We start from the raw sequence: 16,473 nt of genomic DNA, 5'->3' as shown, positions 1-16,473 counted from the left end.
CTGCTTTCTCACCGGCGGGAGCGGTCATCACCTTGTGCGACTCAACGCGTACCTGACGGCCACCGAGGCGTGCGCACACCGTCACACGCCCCGGCCCGCGCGCAAGGGCCAGGAGATCGCGACAAGCGCTCCGACCACGCAGTGCTAGGAGATCTCGGCGGCGGCCTCGGCAGCGGTCTGGAACGGTGCCCGGTCGAAGAGGAACCGGCTGCGGATGATCCTGCCGTCCTTGACGGTGACGCATTCGGCGCCCGGCGCGTTCCGAACCGGGATCGTCTCGGTGTCGTACATGACCAGTGCGGTCTCCTCGTCGCCGAAGGCCGCGATCATCTCCGCGCGGACGAGGATTCCGGTGAACGGGCCGATGAAGTCGCGGTAGGCCGCGGCTCCCTCGATACGCCCTGCCGGTGCGTCGCACACGATGTCGTCGGCGATGTAGGTCATGGCACGGTCGAGGTCCCCTCCGGTCCACGCCTCGTGGTAGGCCAGTGCGGTCGCCAGGGCCGGGCCGGTGCGGTCGGTCATGGTGGTGTCCCTTCGATGGTCGCGGCGTCGCCCCTCGGCGGCTGCACGCTCCTTGTGCGCATCCGCCTCAAAGCGGTACTCCTGTGTGTTGGGACACCAGGGTCGACCCGGACGGAACGGTGGAGGGCGCAATTGTGAGCCAGGACACACTTGACCTCGCCCGCGCCGGTGACCCGGAGGCGTTCGGTGCGCTCACCGCCCCCTACAGCCGTGAGCTGCACCTGCACTGCTATCGGATGCTGGGTTCGCTGGCCGACGCCGAGGACATGCTGCAGGAGACGCTGCTGGCGGCCTGGCGGGGGCTGGCGGGATTCGAGGGGCGGTCGTCGCTGCGGGCCTGGTTATACAGCATCGCCACCCGCCGCTGCCTCAACGCCCTGCGAGGCGCGGGGCGGCGTGTCCCGCGCGCTCCGGTGCCGCCGTTCGAGCCGCCCGAACCCTCGCGCCGCGGGCACGTGACCTGGCTCCAGCCCTACCCGGACACACTGCTCGACCAGGTGGCCGACACCGTCCCGGGGCCGGAGGCCCGCTACCGGAGCCGAGAGGCCGTGGAGCTGGCGTTCATCGCCGCACTACAGCGGCTGCCGCCGCGCCAGACGGCGGTCCTGGTGTTGCGCGACGTGCTCGGCTACTCCACGGTCGAGGTCGCCGAGATGCTGGGCACGACCGGGACGGCGGTGAAGGGCGCCCTACAGCGTGCGCGCGCCGCGTGCGCCGAGCGCGGTGGCTCCCCGAGTCCGGCACCGCCCCGCGAACGACCCGGATCCGTGCGGGAAAGCGACCTCACCCGTCGCTTTGCCGAAGCGTTCGCGGCCGACGACGTCGACGCGGTGGTCGCCCTGCTGACCGACGACGCGTGGCTCGCCATGCCACCGGCCGCGCACGAGTACCACGGGGCGGCGGCGATCACCTCGTTCCTGGAGGCCGGCGCGGCCTGGCGGGCGGGACGCAGGTTCCACCTGGTCCCGGTGCGGGCCAACACCCAGCCCGCCTTCGGTTGCTACCTCCCCGACGACTCCGGGCTCGTCGCGCACCCCGTCGGGCTGATCGTGCTCACCCTGGGGCAGGACCGGATCCAGGCGGTCACCCGGTTCCTCGACGACGGCCTGCCGGTCCGGTTCGGGCTTCCGGAGAGGATCCCCCTTCCCGACCGGACGCGGTAGACGGGGACGGCGGGTGCGGGCGCAGGTGGCCCGAGGCGTACGACCGGGACGGTGGACCGCCGGGCGCACCCACAGGCGAGGACTCCGGCGGCCGGCTCTGTCGGTGCAGAACGGTACCGGACGCGTGACGACGCCGTCCGACCGCGTCACTCCGAACGGTCCTCCGCACCGAAGAACGGCAGGCAGGGCTCCAACCCGGTGACGGTGATCGACAGGTCGAGGCGGTGCGACGCCCACTCCTCCCGGGTGAGGCGGAACCGTCGCTCGCGCAGCGGAGCACCCCGGATCGCGAAGAGGGCGGTTCCGTCATCGCGATAGCCGAGCCGACGGGAGACCCGCTCGGAGGGCGTGTTGCCCTCCATGGCCCCCGAGGCGGCCTCCCGTGCGCCGAGTTCGGCGAAGGCCAGGTGCAGGACGGCCGCGCGCATCTCGGTGCCGATGCCCTTGCCCTGGTGTTCGAGGCCCAGCCACGAGCCGGTGGAGACCTGGCGGGTGACGGCGAAGTCCCGGGCCGTCATGTCCTGGACGCCCACGACCCGGCCCTCGCGCAGGACCGCGAGCGGGAGGTGCCACTCCTCCGGTGTCCACCGGGAGTAGACGCCGAGGTTGTACTGGATCACCGACAGGGCCCGCCCGGCCGGGGGCTGATCGGTCCACGGGACGAGGAACGGCATCACGGCGGGGTCGTGGACCCCGTCGGCGGCGAGGTCGGCCAGCGCGGAGAGGTCGTCGAGCGAGGGCGGTCGCAGTTCCAGACGGGGGGTGCGGACCCGCAGGCCCAGGATCGGGAAGTGGTCGGTGATCATGGGGCGATGTTGCCGTGGCCGGAGGGGATCCGCAGCCCGTTTTCGCCGACTGGGCGACGAGGAGGGGCGGGAAGGGGTCCCGGCACGCGGCGCGGGCCGGTCGACGGCTCAGCCCATGCCGCGCAGGTCGATCAGCAGCGCGGCCAGGACGCTGGAGGCGTCCTGCGGTGCGCACTCGCGCACCGTCCAGCCGCGCATCCCCGCCAGTCGGGCGGTGTGCGCGCGGGAGGGGTCGGTGAGCAGGTACCCGCACGGTGCGTCCGGCCAGTCGGCGGAGGGCGGCAGGGTCTCCGCGCGGTAACCGTCCGGCTCCCCGACGGTGGGCGGAGGCGGCGCACCCTCCGGGTTCTGGGCCCGGTCCAGGTCGGCGCGGGTGGCGAGGCCCGGCTGCGGCAGGAGGGCGTCGACGAGCACGTACCCGAACACGGGTCGGTGCGCGGCGCGCTGTGCCGCGCCGAGGGCCGCCGTCAGCGGCCCGGCGTCCCCCTCGACGACCAGGGCCGTGGGAGCGCCCGGAGCGACCAGACGGTTGATCTCCAGGCTGGCGCCGGCCACGTACCGGGCGGCGTGCGGCGGCCGTTCGTCGCCGGTGACGGTGACGCGGACGGGGGTGAGGCCGGTCCCGGCCAGTTCGTCCCCGAGGGCGGGCAGGCGGGTGGGGCGACCCAGGGTGGGGGGAAGGAGGACGGCGATCACTCGGCGGCGCCCCGACCCTCGCCGACCGCCCCCGGCGCCTCCGCCGGGCGGGTCTCGTCGCGGACCCAGGCCAGGTAGGAGGGGTTGCCGCCGACGACGGGCACGGCCACCACCTCGGGAACGTCGTAGGGGTGTTCGCGGACGATGCGCGCGGTGAGGTCGTCCAGGCGGTCCTCGGCGGTCTTGAGCACCACGGTCCACTCCTCGTCGCGCCGCACCTCCCCCTCCCAGCGGTAGTGGGAGGTGATGGGGCCGCCCACCTGGGCGCAGGCGGCGAGCCGGTGTCCGACCACCGACTCCGCCAGGCGGTCGGCGCCGTCGCGGGTGTCGACGGTGACCTCGACCCGGACGATCCCCGGCGTCGACGTGTGCGGCATGGCGGTCCCTCCGTCCGGGCGCCGCCGATGACGTGCGGTGTCGCCCGGTGTTCTACGCTCATGGATCATGAGCGAACGTGATGAACTCCTGCGTCAGATCAACGATAAGGCGGTCGTGCGGGGGAAGGTGATCCTGTCCTCCGGCCAGGAGGCCGACTACTACGTGGATCTGCGCCGGGTGACACTGGACGGGGAGGCCGCGCCGCTGGTCGGGTCGGTCATGCTGGACAACGTCGCGGACCTGGAGTTCGACGCGGTGGGCGGGTTGACGCTGGGCGCGGACCCGGTCGCGACCGCGATGCTGCACGCCGCGCACGCGCGCGGACGGAGGCTGGACGCCTTCGTGGTGCGCAAGGCCGGCAAGGCGCACGGGTTGCAGAAGCGCATCGAGGGCCCGGACGTGAACGGGCGCCGGGTGCTGGCGCTGGAGGACACCTCGACGACCGGCGGTTCGGTGCTGACCGCGGTGGAGGCGCTGCGGGAGGCGGGTGCCGAGATCGTGGCGGTCGCGTTGATCCTGGACCGCGGGGCGCGCGAGCGCGTGGAGAAGGAGGGTCTGGAGTACCGGGCCGTCTACGAGGTGTCGGACCTGGACCTCTAGGGCGCCCGGGAGAGATGAGGGAGCGGCGGGGCGTTCGTCCCCGCCGCTCGGGCTCGGGACGACGCGGACACGGACGCGCGCCCTCTGGCGGGCGGGATGTCGCGGGGGGACGGCTCAGCCGTCGATGGTGAAGCTGTAGTCCGGTCCGCGATCGGCGATGTCGCGCTCGCTGCCGTTGACGTAGAGCTCGACCGCGGAGGGGTCGCCGATGGTGACCTCAAGGCCACCTTCGGGGATGTCGGCGTACCGGAGGGAACTGCCCTGCCGCACGTCCTGGTCGTGCAGGACGTCGCCGCCGGGGACGCGGACGAACACCCGACTGGACTCACCGATGACGCGAACGTAGAACGCGCCCTTGGGGGTCTCTCCCTCGGCCGCCGCTCCGGAGGCGTTGGCACTCACACTGGAGCCGGAGTTGCCGGGGAGCGACTGGTACAAGAAGAACCCGCCGAGCGCGAGCATCGCGATCAGGAGCACGACTGCCCCGACGATGGCCGCTACCTGGCCAACGCCGCGAGGATCATTCCTATGCCTTCCCACGGCGTTGAATGTAGCGTGTATCACGGCAAAAAGCGACAGTGATCGCATACAACCTCCCCGGTTCCCACAATTCGGTCACGCGCGCACGGAACTTCACAAGCTCCCGCGATGAGGTAGAGAACTTCACGAATCACCCAGCGAATCGACGATGCCGCGGCCGGGAAACCTCGGTAATTTGGTCTAGACCTTTCCATCGGCTCTGTTGGTTCGCGATACTTGGGTGACACCTGGTGGACACGTCCGGACGCACGGCCCGACCTGTGGGCCGCCCCCGACGACCGGCCCGTTCCACCGGGCAACGCACGTGGGGCGCCGTCGGCGCGACCGTCGGCCGATCGCTCCAGGTCCGATTCCAGGGAGAGTCAAACCATGCCCATCGCCAGCCCCGAGGTCTACACCGAGATGCTGAGCCGCGCGAAGTCCGAGGGCTTCGCCTACCCGGCGATCAACGTGACCTCCAGCCAGACCCTGCACGCCGCGCTGCGGGGCTTCGCCGAGGCCGAAAGCGACGGCATCGTCCAGATCTCCACGGGCGGCGCCGAGTTCCTGTCCGGCTCCACGATCAAGGACATGGTCACCGGCTCGGTGGCCTTCGCCGAATACGCCCGTGTGGTGGCGGCCAAGTACCCGGTGAACGTGGCCCTGCACACCGACCACTGCCCGAAGAACAAGCTCGACGGGTTCGTGCGTCCGCTGCTGGAGATCTCCAAGGAGCGCGTGGCCCAGGGAGGGGAGCCGCTGTTCCAGTCGCACATGTGGGACGGTTCGGCCGTGGAGCTGGAGGAGAACCTCCAGATCGCCGAGGAGCTGCTGGCCGCTTCCAAGGCCGCCCACGCCATCCTGGAGATCGAGGTCGGCGTCGTCGGCGGCGAGGAGGACGGCATCGTCGGCGAGATCAACGAGAAGCTCTACACCACCCCGGCGGACGCCCTGCGCACCGCCGAGGTCCTCGGCCTCGGGGAGAAGGGCTACTACATGACCGCCCTGACCTTCGGCAACGTACACGGCTCCTACAAGCCCGGCTTCGTGAAGCTGCGTCCCGAGGTGCTGAAGAAGGCCCAGGAGGCCGTGGCCGAGAAGTACGGCAAGGCCAAGGCGTTCGACTTCGTGTTCCACGGTGGTTCGGGCTCCACCCTGGAGGAGATCCACGAGGCCATCGAGTACGGCGTGGTGAAGATGAACATCGACACCGACACGCAGTACGCGTTCACCCGCCCGATCGCGGACCACATGCTGAAGAACTACGACGGCGTGCTGAAGGTCGACGGAGAGATCGGCAGCAAGAAGATCTACGACCCGCGCGCCTACGGCAAGGCCGCCGAGGCCGGCATGGCCGCCCGCGTGGTGGAGGCCGCCCAGCAGCTGAAGTCCGCCGGCAACAAGATGAAGTAGCGATCGCGTTCGACGCGGGCGGCGCCCGGTGGCCGATGCCGGTCACCGGGCGCCGTGCGTCCGGGCGGGGGCGCGGCGGGAACCGCCCGGCGAGGTCCGGGGGTCGCGCCGCAGCGACGAGCGGGGAGCGCGACGGCGGGCGGGTGGGCCCCGATACGGCCGCCGGCCGGGATCCGGCCTGTGGACGACCGATCTCCGGACCCGTCCGGGTGGCAGGATGGAGGACATGAACCTGCACCAGAACCTGCTCAACGAGCCGCCCGAGACCCGCCTCATCGACGACCCCGAGGCCCGCGAGGCGCTGGCCGCCTCCGAGGACCCCACCCCGGTCGCCGGCCGGTTCCCCGGGTATTCGGCGGCCTGGGCGCGCCTGGCCGAGAACGCCCTGGCGGCGGGCGAGCCGGTCACCGCGTACGCCTACGCGCGCACCGGCTACCACCGAGGGCTGGACCAGCTGCGCCGTTCGGGCTGGAAGGGGCACGGGCCCGTCCCGTGGGAGCACGAGCCCAACCAGGGCTTCCTGCGCGCCCTGCACGCGCTGGGCAAGGCCGCCGAGCAGATCGGCGAGACCGCCGAGGCCGAGCGCTGCGCCACCTTCCTGCGCGACTCCAGCGCCGAGGCCGACAAGGTCCTCAACTCCTGACTCCCGCGCGGGCGCCCCGGACCGGGGCGCCCGCCGTCCCCGACGTGAGGAAACCCCACCTCGGGCGCCACTCAACCGGGACGGACGGGTCGTGTACCCTCAATACGCAACGGCCCCTGTCGCTGCCTTGCGCCAGGGGTTCTTCCATGTTCGGGGTCGGGAACACCCCGGTCAGGTGTCGAGCGAAGAGGTAGAGACCAATGCCGGCGATCACGCTCGTGGGTGCCCAGTGGGGCGACGAGGGCAAGGGCAAGGCGACCGACCTTGTGGGCGACCGCGTGGACTACGTGGTCCGTTACCAGGGCGGCAACAACGCCGGGCACACGGTGGTCATCGGCGACCAGAAATACGCCCTCCACCTGCTCCCCTCGGGCATCCTCTCCCCGAACGTGGTGCCGGTCATCGCCAACGGCGTCGTCATCGACCCGGGCGTGCTCCTGGAGGAGCTGAGCGGCCTGAACGCCCGCGGCGTGGACACGTCACGCCTGCTCATCTCGGCCAACGCGCACCTGATCATGCCCTACCACCGGGCCCTCGACAAGGTCAGCGAGCGCTTCCTCGGCAAGGGCAAGATCGGCACCACCGGCCGCGGCATCGGCCCCACCTACGCCGACAAGGTGTCCCGTCAGGGCGTGCGCGTCCAGGACATGTTCGACCCCAAGATCCTGCGCAAGAAGATCGAGCTGGCCCTCAACGACAAGAACCAGCTCCTCACCAAGGTGTACAACCGGCGCTCCCTCGAAGCCGAGCCCATCATCGAGGAGTACCTGGGCTACGCCGAGCGGCTGCGCCCCTACGTCGCCGACACCTCGCTCATCCTGAACACGGCGCTGGACGAGGGCAAGACCGTCTACCTGGAGGGCTCCCAGGGCACCCTCCTGGACATCGACCACGGCACCTACCCGTTCGTGACCTCCTCCTCGCCCACCGCCGGCGGCGCGGCGGCCGGTTCGGGCATCGGCCCCACCCGGATCACCAAGGTCGTCGGCATCCTCAAGGCCTACACCACCCGGGTCGGTTCGGGCCCCTTCCCCACGGAGCTGCTCGACGAGCAGGGCGTCTGGCTGCGCACCCAGGGCCACGAGTACGGCGTCACCACCGGGCGCGACCGACGCTGCGGCTGGTTCGACGCGCCCATCGCCCGGTACGCGACACGCGTCAACGGCATCACCGACTTCTTCCTGACCAAGCTCGACGTGCTCACGGGCCTGGAGCGCATCCCGGTCTGCGTCGCCTACGAGGTCGACGGGGTCCGCCACGACGAGATCCCGATGACCCAGACCGACTTCCACCACGCGACGCCGGTCTACGAGTACCTCGACGGCTGGTCGGAGGACATCACCGGAGCACGGGAATTCGACGAACTCCCCAAGAACGCCCAGGCGTACGTGCGTACTCTGGAGGAGATGTCCGGAGCCCCGATCTCCGCCATCGGTGTCGGTCCCGGTCGCGACCAGACCCTCGAACTGCGTTCGCTGGTCTGACCGGCGTCCGCCTGTCCGCTGTCCGTCTCCCACACGAAGAGGCCCCCAGTAGTGAAAGCCCTCGTCCTCGGCGGCGGAGGCCGCGAGCACGCCCTCGTCCGCGCCTTGTCCCTCGACCCGGGTGTCACGGGTATCCACTGTGCCCCCGGCAACCCGGGGATCTCGGAACTGGCCGACAACCACGTGATCAACGTGACCGACGGGCTGGCGGTGACCGAGCTGGCCGCGCGCATCCGCGCGGAGCTGGTCGTGGTCGGACCGGAGGCACCGCTGGTGGCGGGGGTCGCCGACGCCCTGCGCGAGCGGGGCATCCCGGTGTTCGGCCCCGACAAGGAGGCCGCGCGCCTGGAGGGCTCCAAGGCGTTCGCCAAGGAGGTCATGGAGGCGGCGGGCGTACCCACCGCCAAGGCCAGGGTGTGCCGCACCGCGGGCCAGGTCTCCGAGGCGCTCGACGAGTTCGGCACCCCCTACGTCGTCAAGAACGACGGTCTGGCGGCGGGCAAGGGCGTCGTGGTGACCGAGGACCGGGCCCTGGCGGAGCAGCACGCCCGCGAGTGCGGCCGGGTCGTCATCGAGGAGTACCTCGACGGCCCGGAGGTGTCCCTGTTCGTGCTGAGCGACGGCGTGCACGCGCTGCCGCTGCTGCCCGCCCAGGACTTCAAGCGCGCCTACGACGGAGACCAGGGTCCCAACACCGGTGGCATGGGCGCCTACGCGCCGCTGCCGTGGGCGCCGGCCGGCCTGGTGGACGAGATCATGGGTTCGGTCGTGCGACCCACCCTTCAGGAGATGAACCGGCGCGGCACCCGCTACCAGGGCCTGCTGTACGTGGGCCTGGCGCTCACCTCCGAGGGACCGCGCGTGGTCGAGTTCAACGCCCGGTTCGGCGACCCGGAGACCCAGGTGGTGCTGGACCGGCTGGCCACCCCGATCGGCGCGGTCCTCCAGGCCACCGACACCGGCGGGCTCGGCTCGATCGGCTCCCTCCAGTGGAAGTCGGGCGCCGCGGTCACCGTGGTGGTGGCCGCCGAGAACTACCCGGGCGACCCGGTCAAGGGCGATGTGATCGGCGGGCTGGACGCCGCCAACGCCCTGGAGGGCGCCTACGTGCTGCACGCCGGTACCGGCTGGAGCGGTGCGCGCGACGTGGTGTCGGCGGGCGGCCGGGTGCTCAGCGTCGTCGGCACCGGTGTCGACCTGGCCCAGGCCCGTGAGCGCGCCTACGCGGCGGTGTCGCGGATCGAGTTGCGCGGGTCGTTCCACCGGACCGACATCGCCGAGCGCGCCGCCGCCGAGTCGTAGCGGCGAGCGCCGAACCGTAGCAAGGAAAGGACCGCATCCACCATGAGCGGTTTCGTCGTCCGGCCCGAGCCGGTCCACGTCGACGGCCTGACACACCTGCACACCGGGAAGGTGCGCGATCTGTACGCCACCGCCTCGGGTGAACTGGTGATGGTGGCCAGCGACCGGATCTCGGCGTTCGACTGGGTGCTGCCCACCGAGATCCCCGGTAAGGGCAGGCTGTTGACGCAGCTGTCCCTGTGGTGGTTCGACCGGCTCGCCGACCTGGTGCCGAACCATGTGATCTCGGACGTGCCGCCGGCGGGCGCGCCCGCCGACTGGGCCGGGCGGACCCTGGTCTGCCGCAGGCTGGACATGGTGCCGGTGGAGTGCGTGGCCCGCGGCTACCTGACCGGTTCCGGTCTGGCCGAGTACCGCGTGGACGGCACCGTGTGCGGGGTGGCGCTGCCGGAGGGCCTGGTGGACGGTTCGGAACTGCCCGAGCCGATCTTCACACCGGCCACCAAGGCCGAGGTGGGCGAGCACGACGAGAACGTGTCGTTCGAGACGGTCGCGGACCGGCACGGCGGGGAACTCGCCGGCGCGCTGCGCGACCTCACCCTTCGCGTGTACACGCGCGGCCGGGAGCTGGCGCGCGATCGGGGCGTCCTGCTGGCGGACACCAAGTTCGAGTTCGGCCGGGACACCGACGGCGCCCTGGTCCTGGCCGACGAGGTGTTCACTCCCGACTCGTCCCGGTACTGGCCGGCCGACGAGTGGGCTCCGGGCGGCGCGCAGCCGTCCTTCGACAAGCAGATCGTCCGGGGCTGGCTGACGTCGGCGGAGTCGGGGTGGGACCGGGCCGCCGACGCACCGCCGCCGGAGCTTCCGGAGCCGGTGGTGGAGCGCACGCTGAACCGCTACGTGGACATCTACACGCGGTTGACCGGAGCCGAACCCAAGCTGTGACGCGCGTCCGGCGCAGTGATTCCGGGCACGCGGTCTCGGAATCGCTCGCCGGAGCGCGTATGGTGGTGGGGTTGTGCGGGACATCCAGAGGTGTCCGGCCACGCGCACGGCGTCCCCACATCCACCCCGGTTCTTTCCGTTAAGCGGATGCCTCTTTGGCCGTTTGGCGGTACTCCATCCCTGTTCCGGGGGTATACCACGTTCTGGACCGGTACGGACCACAGGGTGCTATAGAGTCGTGCCGAACACCCGGTTCGCTGGCCGTGCAGGTCACACGCAAGATCGTCGAACGTTCCAGGGGAAACCCGCGTCTAAAACGCACATAGGCGAAACCCGACGAGGGTGACCTTTTTTCACATCTGCCTCACGAAGGAGCACATGAGCATGGGCCAGGAGGTTCGTTACCGCGTCCGCGGCGGACGCCCCCTCAGCGGTACGGCGTTCATCCAAGGCGCGAAGAACGCCGTCCTGCCGATGATCGGGGCCGCTCTCCTCGCGGCCAAGGGACGCACGGTGTTGCGGAACGTCCCCGTCATCGAGGACGTCTACCGATCGCTCGAACTCGCCGAGCACGTGGGTGCCAAGGTCGAGTTCCACGAAGCCGAGCGGACCGTCGTCATCGACGCCTCCAGGCTCAACGACCCCGAGCGGGCCGTCCTCCCCGCCGACATCGCCGCGCGTTTCCGCGGCTCGGTGCTCTTCGTTCCCGCACTGATGCACCGCACCGGCCGCGCCCGGATCGAGGGCGTCGGCGGGTGCAACCTGGGCAGCCGCAACCTGGACTTCCACTACCGGGGCTTCGCGCGCCTGGGCGCCGAGGTCACCGAGGACCTGGAGCGCAACCACATCAACGTCGAGGCCTCCAACCTCCGCGGTGGTCGCCTGTACCTGGACACCCCGTCCCACACCGGCACCGAGAACCTCATCATGGCCGCGGTCCTGGCCCCCGGCACCACGGTGATCGAGCACGCCGCGCTCGAACCCGAGGTCCTGGACGTCATCTCGTTCCTGAGCGCCATGGGCGCCAAGATCAGCGGTGGCGGCACCGGCCTCATCACGGTCGAGGGCGTCGAGGAGCTCACCGCCGTCGAGCACACCATCATGTCGGACCGCATCGACGCCGGCGTGTTCGCGATGACCGTCGCGGCCACCGGTGGCGAGGTCAGCCTGGTCGGCGCCAACCTGGACCACCTGGGCGTGGCCCGGTGGAAGCTGGAGCAGATGGGCGTGGGGTTCTCGCAGGAGGGCGCGGTCCTGCACGTGACCCGCGACCCCGCGGTGCCGCTGCGTCCGATCAACGCCGTCACCTCGCCGTTCCCGGGCTTCGCCACCGACCTCCAGTCGCCGCTGATGGCCCTGGCCACCTTGGCCGAGGGCGAGAGCTACATCCACGAGGCGATCTACGACGGTCGTTTCGCGCTGGCCGACGAGCTGAACAAGATGGGCGCGAAGATCGAGGTCGAGGGCACCCGTGCCATCGTGCACGGCACCACCCACCTGCGCGGTACCGAGGTGATCGCACACGATCTGCGCACCGGTGCGGCCCTGGTCCTCGCAGGACTGGTCGCCGAAGGTGAGACAATCGTGGCGCCTGGTTATCTGGTGGACCGCGGTCACGCTCAGTTCGCGACACGGCTCGCCGCGCTGGGCGCCGACGTGGAGCGCGTCGTCGCCTCGTAGCGGGTCGAAAGCGCAGTTCAAGCCGGGGTGGGAGCCCGTCTCCCACCCGGGCTTTCGGCGTTGATATGGAAAACGATCTTCTTTGGCCCCGCACAATGGGTACGATCTCGGCAATCATGCCGTGACAGAGATCGGGTCGGGAAACCAGTGGGCGCACATAGTGAAGAGCGTGGAATGGTAGCGGGGAGCAACCCGAGGTGAGTGCCCAGCGTACTGGCGATTTGACGATCGGCGTCATAGGGCCCCATGAGGTGGTCGAGCGGGTCATGCTCATGGGTCCCGGGTCCACAGGACCCCTCAACGCCAGACTCATCGCCGCCGCATACCGAGATGAGCAAGAGGCGACGGACAAGGTCGTCAGGCTGGGTTCGGCGATCGACGCGTACCTGTTCGCCAGCCCGGTGCCCTACGAGTTCGCGCGGAAGGCGGGCGTGCTGACGATGCCCGCCACCTACGTGCCGCTCGGGGGCGCCAGCCTGCACGAGGCCCTACTGCGCGCCACCCTGGACGAGCGCTACGACCCGACCAGAGCCAGTCTGGACGTGCTCAGTCGCGCCGACGTCGTGGAGGCCTATTCCGAGGTGGACCTGCCCGTGGACGGGATCCACGTCCACGAGGAGTTGACCAACACCGCCCAGCTCACCTCGTTCCACGAGGGGTTGTGGCGGCGCAAGGCCACGAAGATGGCCATCACGTGTGTGCGCGGCGTCGCGGAGCGGCTGGAGGCCATCGGTGTCCCCGTCATCCGGTTGCGGCCGACCAACGCCGGGGTGCGCAGCGCGTTGCAGACCGCCGGTCTGTTGGGCGCCCACCACCGGTTGGAGGAGGCGCAGCTGGGTGTGGTCGTGGTGGACGTGCCGACGCTGCGCGACTCCTCTCGACGGTCGACCCCCCGGTACTGGCGAGAGGAACTGCGCCTGTCACTGCACCGGCTGCTGCTCCAGGAGGCGCACCGGATCAACGCCACGGCGCACCGGCTGGACGACCACTCGTTCATGATCACCGCGACCCGGGGTTCGCTGGTGACGGCGACCGAGGGGTTCCGGCAGCCGCCGTTCGTGGAACGCATCAAGGCGGAACTCGGGATCGCCATCGAAGTGGGCATCGGCATGGGTCGCACGACCCAGGACGCCGAGGCGCACGCACGCGCGGCCCTGAACCGCGCTCAGGCGTCCCGTCAGAGCTTCGCGGTGGACCGGGAGGGGCGTTCCCTGGTCCCCGCCCAGCGCGCGCCCTCACGGCAGTCCTCCGAACCGTTGCGCACCAAGGGCCGCGAGACCCTGATCCGGCTTTCGGAGAAGATCGCGGAGGAGGACGGTCCCCTCGTCGTCGACGCGGAGAACGCCGGTCGCATGCTCGGCGTCACCTCCCGGACCGCGCGTCGACTGCTGCGCACCCTCGTGGAGGAGGGCCTGGCCTGGCCCCTGCCCCCCAACCGCACGCTCCAGCCGGGGCGCCCCCGCCAGCTGTACCGGCTGATCGTTGAGAAGCTCGACAAGGACGCCGCCGGCAAGTAGCCGCCCTCGCACACGGGGCGCCTTCCCCCCGGGAGGCGCCCCTTGCGTGTTCCCCTGGCGGGAAGGCGTCCGAGGCCCGGCACGATGGGGGCGCCGTCCGAACGGCGCCCGACCCGCACCCCCCGAGCGCGGCACGCCCCCGTGCTGGGAGGATCCTGCGATGATCCGCCGACGACTGCTCTCCCTGGCCGTACTGGAACTCGTCAACATCCCCCTGTTCGCGTTCGCCCTGTTCGGGGTGCTCGGCGCCCCGGCCTCCCCCGCCAACCTCGCCGGGTTCGGCGTGTTCGCCCTGCTGCTGGCGGAGGGGTCCGCCTACTGGTGGCTCAAGCTCCGGCAGACCGCCGGGGGCGGGCGCACGCCCGCGGGCATGGCGGTGTTCCGGGTACTGCGGTGGATCAACGTCGCGCTGTTCGCGCTCACCGGCGCACTGGTGGCGGTCGCCCTGGTCGAGGGCGAGCAGTGGACCCGGGCGGCGGTGGGCGTGGCGCTGGGACTGTTCGCGATCCTGGAGCACGTCAACTACTTCCACGTGCAACTGATGCACGACATCCGCGCCGACCTGCGTCGACTGCTGCGCACCCGGCGACCGCGCCGGTCCCACCTGGCCCGCGACCTGGCACGGACGGCCCGCCGCCCCTGAAGGTCACTCCCGAGAGCGGGAAGGGCGCCGTCCGGGACCGGACGGCGCCCCCGTCTCCGCCGGTCCACGCGGACCGGCGGGCCTCAGCGACGTTTGCCGTACTCCAGGGCGACCGACAGGAACACGTCGTTCTCCTCGGGGGTGCCCAGGCTGACGCGGGCGCCCTCGCCGTCGAAGGGGCGCACGGACACACCGACCTTCGCGCACTCGGCGGCGAAGTCGAGGGTGTCCTCGTCCAGGCGCACCCACACGAAGTTGGCCTCGGTGGGCGGGACGGTCCACCCTGCGGCGATCAGGGCGTCGCGCACCCGGGTGCGTTCGGCGACGGTGGCGGCCACGCGCTCCAGCAGTTCGTCCTCGGCCGAGAGCGAGGCGATGCCCGCGGCCTGGGCCAGGTGGTTGACCGCGAACGGCACCAGGGTCTTGCGGACCGCGGCGACGACGGGCGGGTGACCGACGAGGAAGCCCAGGCGTACCGCGGCCAGGCCGTAGGCCTTGGAGAAGGTGCGCAGCACGGCGACGTTGGGGCGGTCGCGGTACAGGGTGACGCCGTCGGGGACCCGCGGGTCGCGGACGTACTCGCGGTAGGCCTCGTCGAGGATCACGAGAACGTGGTCGGGGACCCGGTCCAGGAAGGCCGTGAGCTCGGCTTCGCGCACGGTGGTGCCGGTGGGGTTGTTGGGGTTGCAGACCAGCACCATGCGGGTGTTCTCGGTGATGGCGTCGAGGATGGCGTCGAGGTCGTGGGTCTCGTCGCGCAGCGGGACCCGGACTGAGGTGACCCCGGCGAGTTCGGCGAGCAGCGGGTAGGCCTCGAAGGAACGCCAGGCGTAGACGACCTCGGCGCCGGGTTCACCGACGGCTTCGAGGAGTTGCTGGAGCAGGCCGACGGAGCCGGCGCCCAGGGCGATGTGGTCCTCGGGGACGTCCGACCGGCGGGCGAGGGCCGCGGTGAGTTCGGTGGCCCCGGGGTCCGGGTAGCGGTGGAGTTCGGCGGCGGCGCGGGCGATGGCCTCGCGCACCGAAGGGAGCGGCCCGTAAGGGCTCTCGTTCGAGGACAGCTTGATCGATCGCCCGTCGGGCCCGATGACCTTCTTGCCGGGCTTGTAGGCGGGGATGCTCTCCAGCACCGACCGCAGATATGGCGATTTCGACTCCGACACCATTGTCCTTCCTCAATACTTTGTGCTAACCCCGCGACACGCTCAGCGATCGCGCGTCCGGGTCGGTCACCGCTCCCAGCGGAAATATCGCACAAACGAGGAGACAACACCATGCGTTCGCGTCCGGAACCCACCACGACAGCCCGGGTCGTCCCTGGTCAGAGCCGCCGTGACGGCGGGGATCGCAAGGCCGTCCGATCATGGGCCCTTTCTCTGGGCCTGCCTCTCGTCCTCGCGCTGAGCGCCTGCGGCGGCCAGGCCGTGGAGGACACCGGCGGGGACGCCGAGGCCGTCGCGCTGCTGCACGAGGCACAGCTCATCACGTTCGAGGGCGCCGAACTCATACCCGAGGGCAGCGAGGCCGGCGTCTACTCCGAACTGGTCACCGTCCGGTACAGCGAGCAGGTGCGGGCCTCCACCGAACTCGACAAGCCCGCCTGCCTGGACGCCGCCAACCGGTGGGCGGACACCGAGTCCGTGAAGGCCGCGCCCGCGTCCCTGACCTCGTACCAGTGGGATCAGGGTTCCCTGACCCACCTCCTGGTCCGGTTGGACGACGAGGGCGCGACCGCCGCCCTGGCCTCCCGGCCGCCCTCCGATTGCGACACCTACACCGCCACCTACGAGGACGGCACCTCCTCCGCTTACGGGGTGCGCGACCTGACGGAGCTGCCGGAGCTGGGCGACGAGTCGCGCGCCTTCGCCGTGGACGTAGAGACCGGTGACGATCGCAACCACATGTACAGCGTCATGTACCGCAACGGCGGGCTGGTCGGCACCACGTCGATCATGGGCCCCGGCGGCATCGAGGACTACGAGGAGATGTTGGTGGGGTTCACCCGTGCCTCCGTGGAACGCCAGAACGAGAAACTCGGCTGAGACCGGGTCCCACGAGCGGTCACCCGGTGACCTCCGCCTCCAGGTCCTCGCTGGGCCAGGTGCCGGAACGCCCCAGGGGATGTTCCCTCGCCTCGTCGAGGCTCGCGGCGGCCC

Annotated in this window: 17 protein-coding genes; 11 read left to right on the top strand and 6 right to left on the bottom strand. The window is 70.9% G+C overall.

Annotated elements, in window-relative coordinates:
- Positions 1 to 144 precede the first annotated feature (144 nt).
- Positions 145 to 525, bottom strand: coding sequence for a nuclear transport factor 2 family protein (locus tag RM479_RS00085; RefSeq protein WP_311509576.1), 381 nt, complete (start codon positions 523 to 525; stop codon positions 145 to 147).
- A gap of 134 nt (positions 526 to 659) precedes the next feature.
- Here RM479_RS00085 and RM479_RS00080 point away from each other — a divergent pair, with 134 nt between their 5' ends.
- A complete protein-coding gene (locus tag RM479_RS00080) occupies positions 660 to 1,688 on the top strand; it encodes an RNA polymerase subunit sigma-70 (protein WP_311509575.1) in 1,029 nt (342 codons plus the stop codon).
- A 146-nt stretch (positions 1,689 to 1,834) separates the two neighbouring features.
- Here RM479_RS00080 and RM479_RS00075 read toward each other — a convergent pair whose 3' ends face one another.
- From RM479_RS00075 to cutA, 3 genes are all read right to left on the bottom strand, one after another.
- A complete protein-coding gene (locus tag RM479_RS00075; RefSeq protein ID WP_311509574.1) occupies positions 1,835 to 2,494 on the bottom strand; it encodes a GNAT family N-acetyltransferase in 660 nt (219 codons plus the stop codon).
- 108 nt (positions 2,495 to 2,602) lie between these two features.
- Positions 2,603 to 3,190, bottom strand: coding sequence for a hypothetical protein (locus RM479_RS00070; protein WP_311509573.1), 588 nt, complete (start codon positions 3,188 to 3,190; stop codon positions 2,603 to 2,605).
- The gene (gene cutA, locus RM479_RS00065; RefSeq protein ID WP_311509571.1) at positions 3,187 to 3,567 is read right to left on the bottom strand and encodes a divalent-cation tolerance protein CutA; all 381 of its coding nucleotides are present in this window, start codon (positions 3,565 to 3,567) and stop codon (positions 3,187 to 3,189) included. The genes RM479_RS00070 and cutA overlap by 4 nt, the downstream gene beginning before the upstream one ends.
- A gap of 67 nt (positions 3,568 to 3,634) precedes the next feature.
- On the opposite strand from cutA, the gene pyrE reads away from it, so the two are divergent.
- Complete coding sequence (gene pyrE, locus RM479_RS00060) at positions 3,635 to 4,168, top strand: orotate phosphoribosyltransferase (protein ID WP_311509570.1); 534 nt, start codon at positions 3,635 to 3,637, stop codon at positions 4,166 to 4,168.
- Positions 4,169 to 4,282: 114 nt separating this feature from the next.
- Here the strand turns inward: pyrE and RM479_RS00055 are convergent, their stop codons facing one another.
- A complete protein-coding gene (locus tag RM479_RS00055) occupies positions 4,283 to 4,630 on the bottom strand; it encodes a RodZ domain-containing protein (protein ID WP_274811778.1) in 348 nt (115 codons plus the stop codon).
- 447 nt (positions 4,631 to 5,077) lie between these two features.
- On the opposite strand from RM479_RS00055, the gene fbaA reads away from it, so the two are divergent.
- The 8 genes from fbaA (at position 5,078) to RM479_RS00015 (ending at position 14,317) form a co-directional block, all read left to right on the top strand.
- Positions 5,078 to 6,100 (top strand): class II fructose-bisphosphate aldolase, encoded by a 1,023-nt coding sequence (gene fbaA / locus RM479_RS00050; protein WP_311509569.1) that lies wholly within the window; start codon positions 5,078 to 5,080, stop codon positions 6,098 to 6,100.
- Positions 6,101 to 6,326: 226 nt separating this feature from the next.
- Entirely contained in the window at positions 6,327 to 6,743 is a 417-nt protein-coding gene (locus tag RM479_RS00045) for a DUF3151 domain-containing protein (protein WP_274811690.1), read from the top strand.
- Between the two features lie 200 nt (positions 6,744 to 6,943).
- Positions 6,944 to 8,227 carry an adenylosuccinate synthase gene (locus RM479_RS00040; RefSeq protein ID WP_311509568.1) on the top strand — a complete coding sequence of 428 codons (1,284 nt, stop codon included), beginning with the start codon at positions 6,944 to 6,946 and terminating at the stop codon, positions 8,225 to 8,227.
- Positions 8,228 to 8,278: 51 nt separating this feature from the next.
- A complete protein-coding gene (gene purD / locus RM479_RS00035) occupies positions 8,279 to 9,529 on the top strand; it encodes a phosphoribosylamine--glycine ligase (protein WP_311509567.1) in 1,251 nt (416 codons plus the stop codon).
- Between the two features lie 42 nt (positions 9,530 to 9,571).
- Complete coding sequence (locus tag RM479_RS00030) at positions 9,572 to 10,477, top strand: phosphoribosylaminoimidazolesuccinocarboxamide synthase (RefSeq protein ID WP_311509566.1); 906 nt, start codon at positions 9,572 to 9,574, stop codon at positions 10,475 to 10,477.
- Positions 10,478 to 10,861: 384 nt separating this feature from the next.
- Positions 10,862 to 12,157: a UDP-N-acetylglucosamine 1-carboxyvinyltransferase gene (murA, locus tag RM479_RS00025; RefSeq protein WP_274811694.1), complete on the top strand. Its 1,296-nt coding sequence runs from the start codon at positions 10,862 to 10,864 to the stop codon at positions 12,155 to 12,157.
- Between the two features lie 266 nt (positions 12,158 to 12,423).
- Positions 12,424 to 13,674: a transcriptional regulator gene (locus RM479_RS00020; RefSeq protein ID WP_245833275.1), complete on the top strand. Its 1,251-nt coding sequence runs from the start codon at positions 12,424 to 12,426 to the stop codon at positions 13,672 to 13,674.
- A 160-nt stretch (positions 13,675 to 13,834) separates the two neighbouring features.
- Entirely contained in the window at positions 13,835 to 14,317 is a 483-nt protein-coding gene (locus RM479_RS00015; protein ID WP_311509564.1) for a hypothetical protein, read from the top strand.
- Positions 14,318 to 14,400: 83 nt separating this feature from the next.
- Here the strand turns inward: RM479_RS00015 and hisC are convergent, their stop codons facing one another.
- Entirely contained in the window at positions 14,401 to 15,483 is a 1,083-nt protein-coding gene (gene hisC / locus RM479_RS00010; protein WP_274811696.1) for a histidinol-phosphate transaminase, read from the bottom strand.
- 108 nt (positions 15,484 to 15,591) lie between these two features.
- On the opposite strand from hisC, the gene RM479_RS00005 reads away from it, so the two are divergent.
- Positions 15,592 to 16,359, top strand: coding sequence for a hypothetical protein (locus RM479_RS00005; protein ID WP_311509563.1), 768 nt, complete (start codon positions 15,592 to 15,594; stop codon positions 16,357 to 16,359).
- Positions 16,360 to 16,473 lie beyond the last annotated feature (114 nt).

This window comes from Nocardiopsis lambiniae, assembly GCF_031845465.1.
Lineage (GTDB): Bacteria > Actinomycetota > Actinomycetes > Streptosporangiales > Streptosporangiaceae > Nocardiopsis > Nocardiopsis lambiniae.
Note: the sequence above shows the minus strand (reverse complement) of the source record. Positions and strands in the feature narration are given on the sequence as shown.

Excerpts from the sequence above, each read along its gene's own strand:
- RM479_RS00085 (WP_311509576.1), bottom strand. The coding sequence starts at position 525 with ATGACCGACCGCACCGGCCCGGCCCTGGCGACCGCACTGGCCTACCAC.
- RM479_RS00075 (WP_311509574.1), bottom strand. The coding sequence starts at position 2,494 with ATGATCACCGACCACTTCCCGATCCTGGGCCTGCGGGTCCGCACCCCC.
- cutA (WP_311509571.1), bottom strand. The coding sequence starts at position 3,567 with ATGCCGCACACGTCGACGCCGGGGATCGTCCGGGTCGAGGTCACCGTC.
- pyrE (WP_311509570.1), top strand. The coding sequence starts at position 3,635 with ATGAGCGAACGTGATGAACTCCTGCGTCAGATCAACGATAAGGCGGTC.
- RM479_RS00055 (WP_274811778.1), bottom strand. The coding sequence starts at position 4,630 with ATGCTCGCGCTCGGCGGGTTCTTCTTGTACCAGTCGCTCCCCGGCAAC.
- fbaA (WP_311509569.1), top strand. The coding sequence starts at position 5,078 with ATGCCCATCGCCAGCCCCGAGGTCTACACCGAGATGCTGAGCCGCGCG.
- RM479_RS00045 (WP_274811690.1), top strand. The coding sequence starts at position 6,327 with ATGAACCTGCACCAGAACCTGCTCAACGAGCCGCCCGAGACCCGCCTC.
- RM479_RS00040 (WP_311509568.1), top strand. The coding sequence starts at position 6,944 with ATGCCGGCGATCACGCTCGTGGGTGCCCAGTGGGGCGACGAGGGCAAG.
- RM479_RS00030 (WP_311509566.1), top strand. The coding sequence starts at position 9,572 with ATGAGCGGTTTCGTCGTCCGGCCCGAGCCGGTCCACGTCGACGGCCTG.
- murA (WP_274811694.1), top strand. The coding sequence starts at position 10,862 with ATGGGCCAGGAGGTTCGTTACCGCGTCCGCGGCGGACGCCCCCTCAGC.
- RM479_RS00020 (WP_245833275.1), top strand. The coding sequence starts at position 12,424 with ATGCTCATGGGTCCCGGGTCCACAGGACCCCTCAACGCCAGACTCATC.
- RM479_RS00015 (WP_311509564.1), top strand. The coding sequence starts at position 13,835 with ATGATCCGCCGACGACTGCTCTCCCTGGCCGTACTGGAACTCGTCAAC.
- hisC (WP_274811696.1), bottom strand. The coding sequence starts at position 15,483 with ATGGTGTCGGAGTCGAAATCGCCATATCTGCGGTCGGTGCTGGAGAGC.
- RM479_RS00005 (WP_311509563.1), top strand. The coding sequence starts at position 15,592 with ATGCGTTCGCGTCCGGAACCCACCACGACAGCCCGGGTCGTCCCTGGT.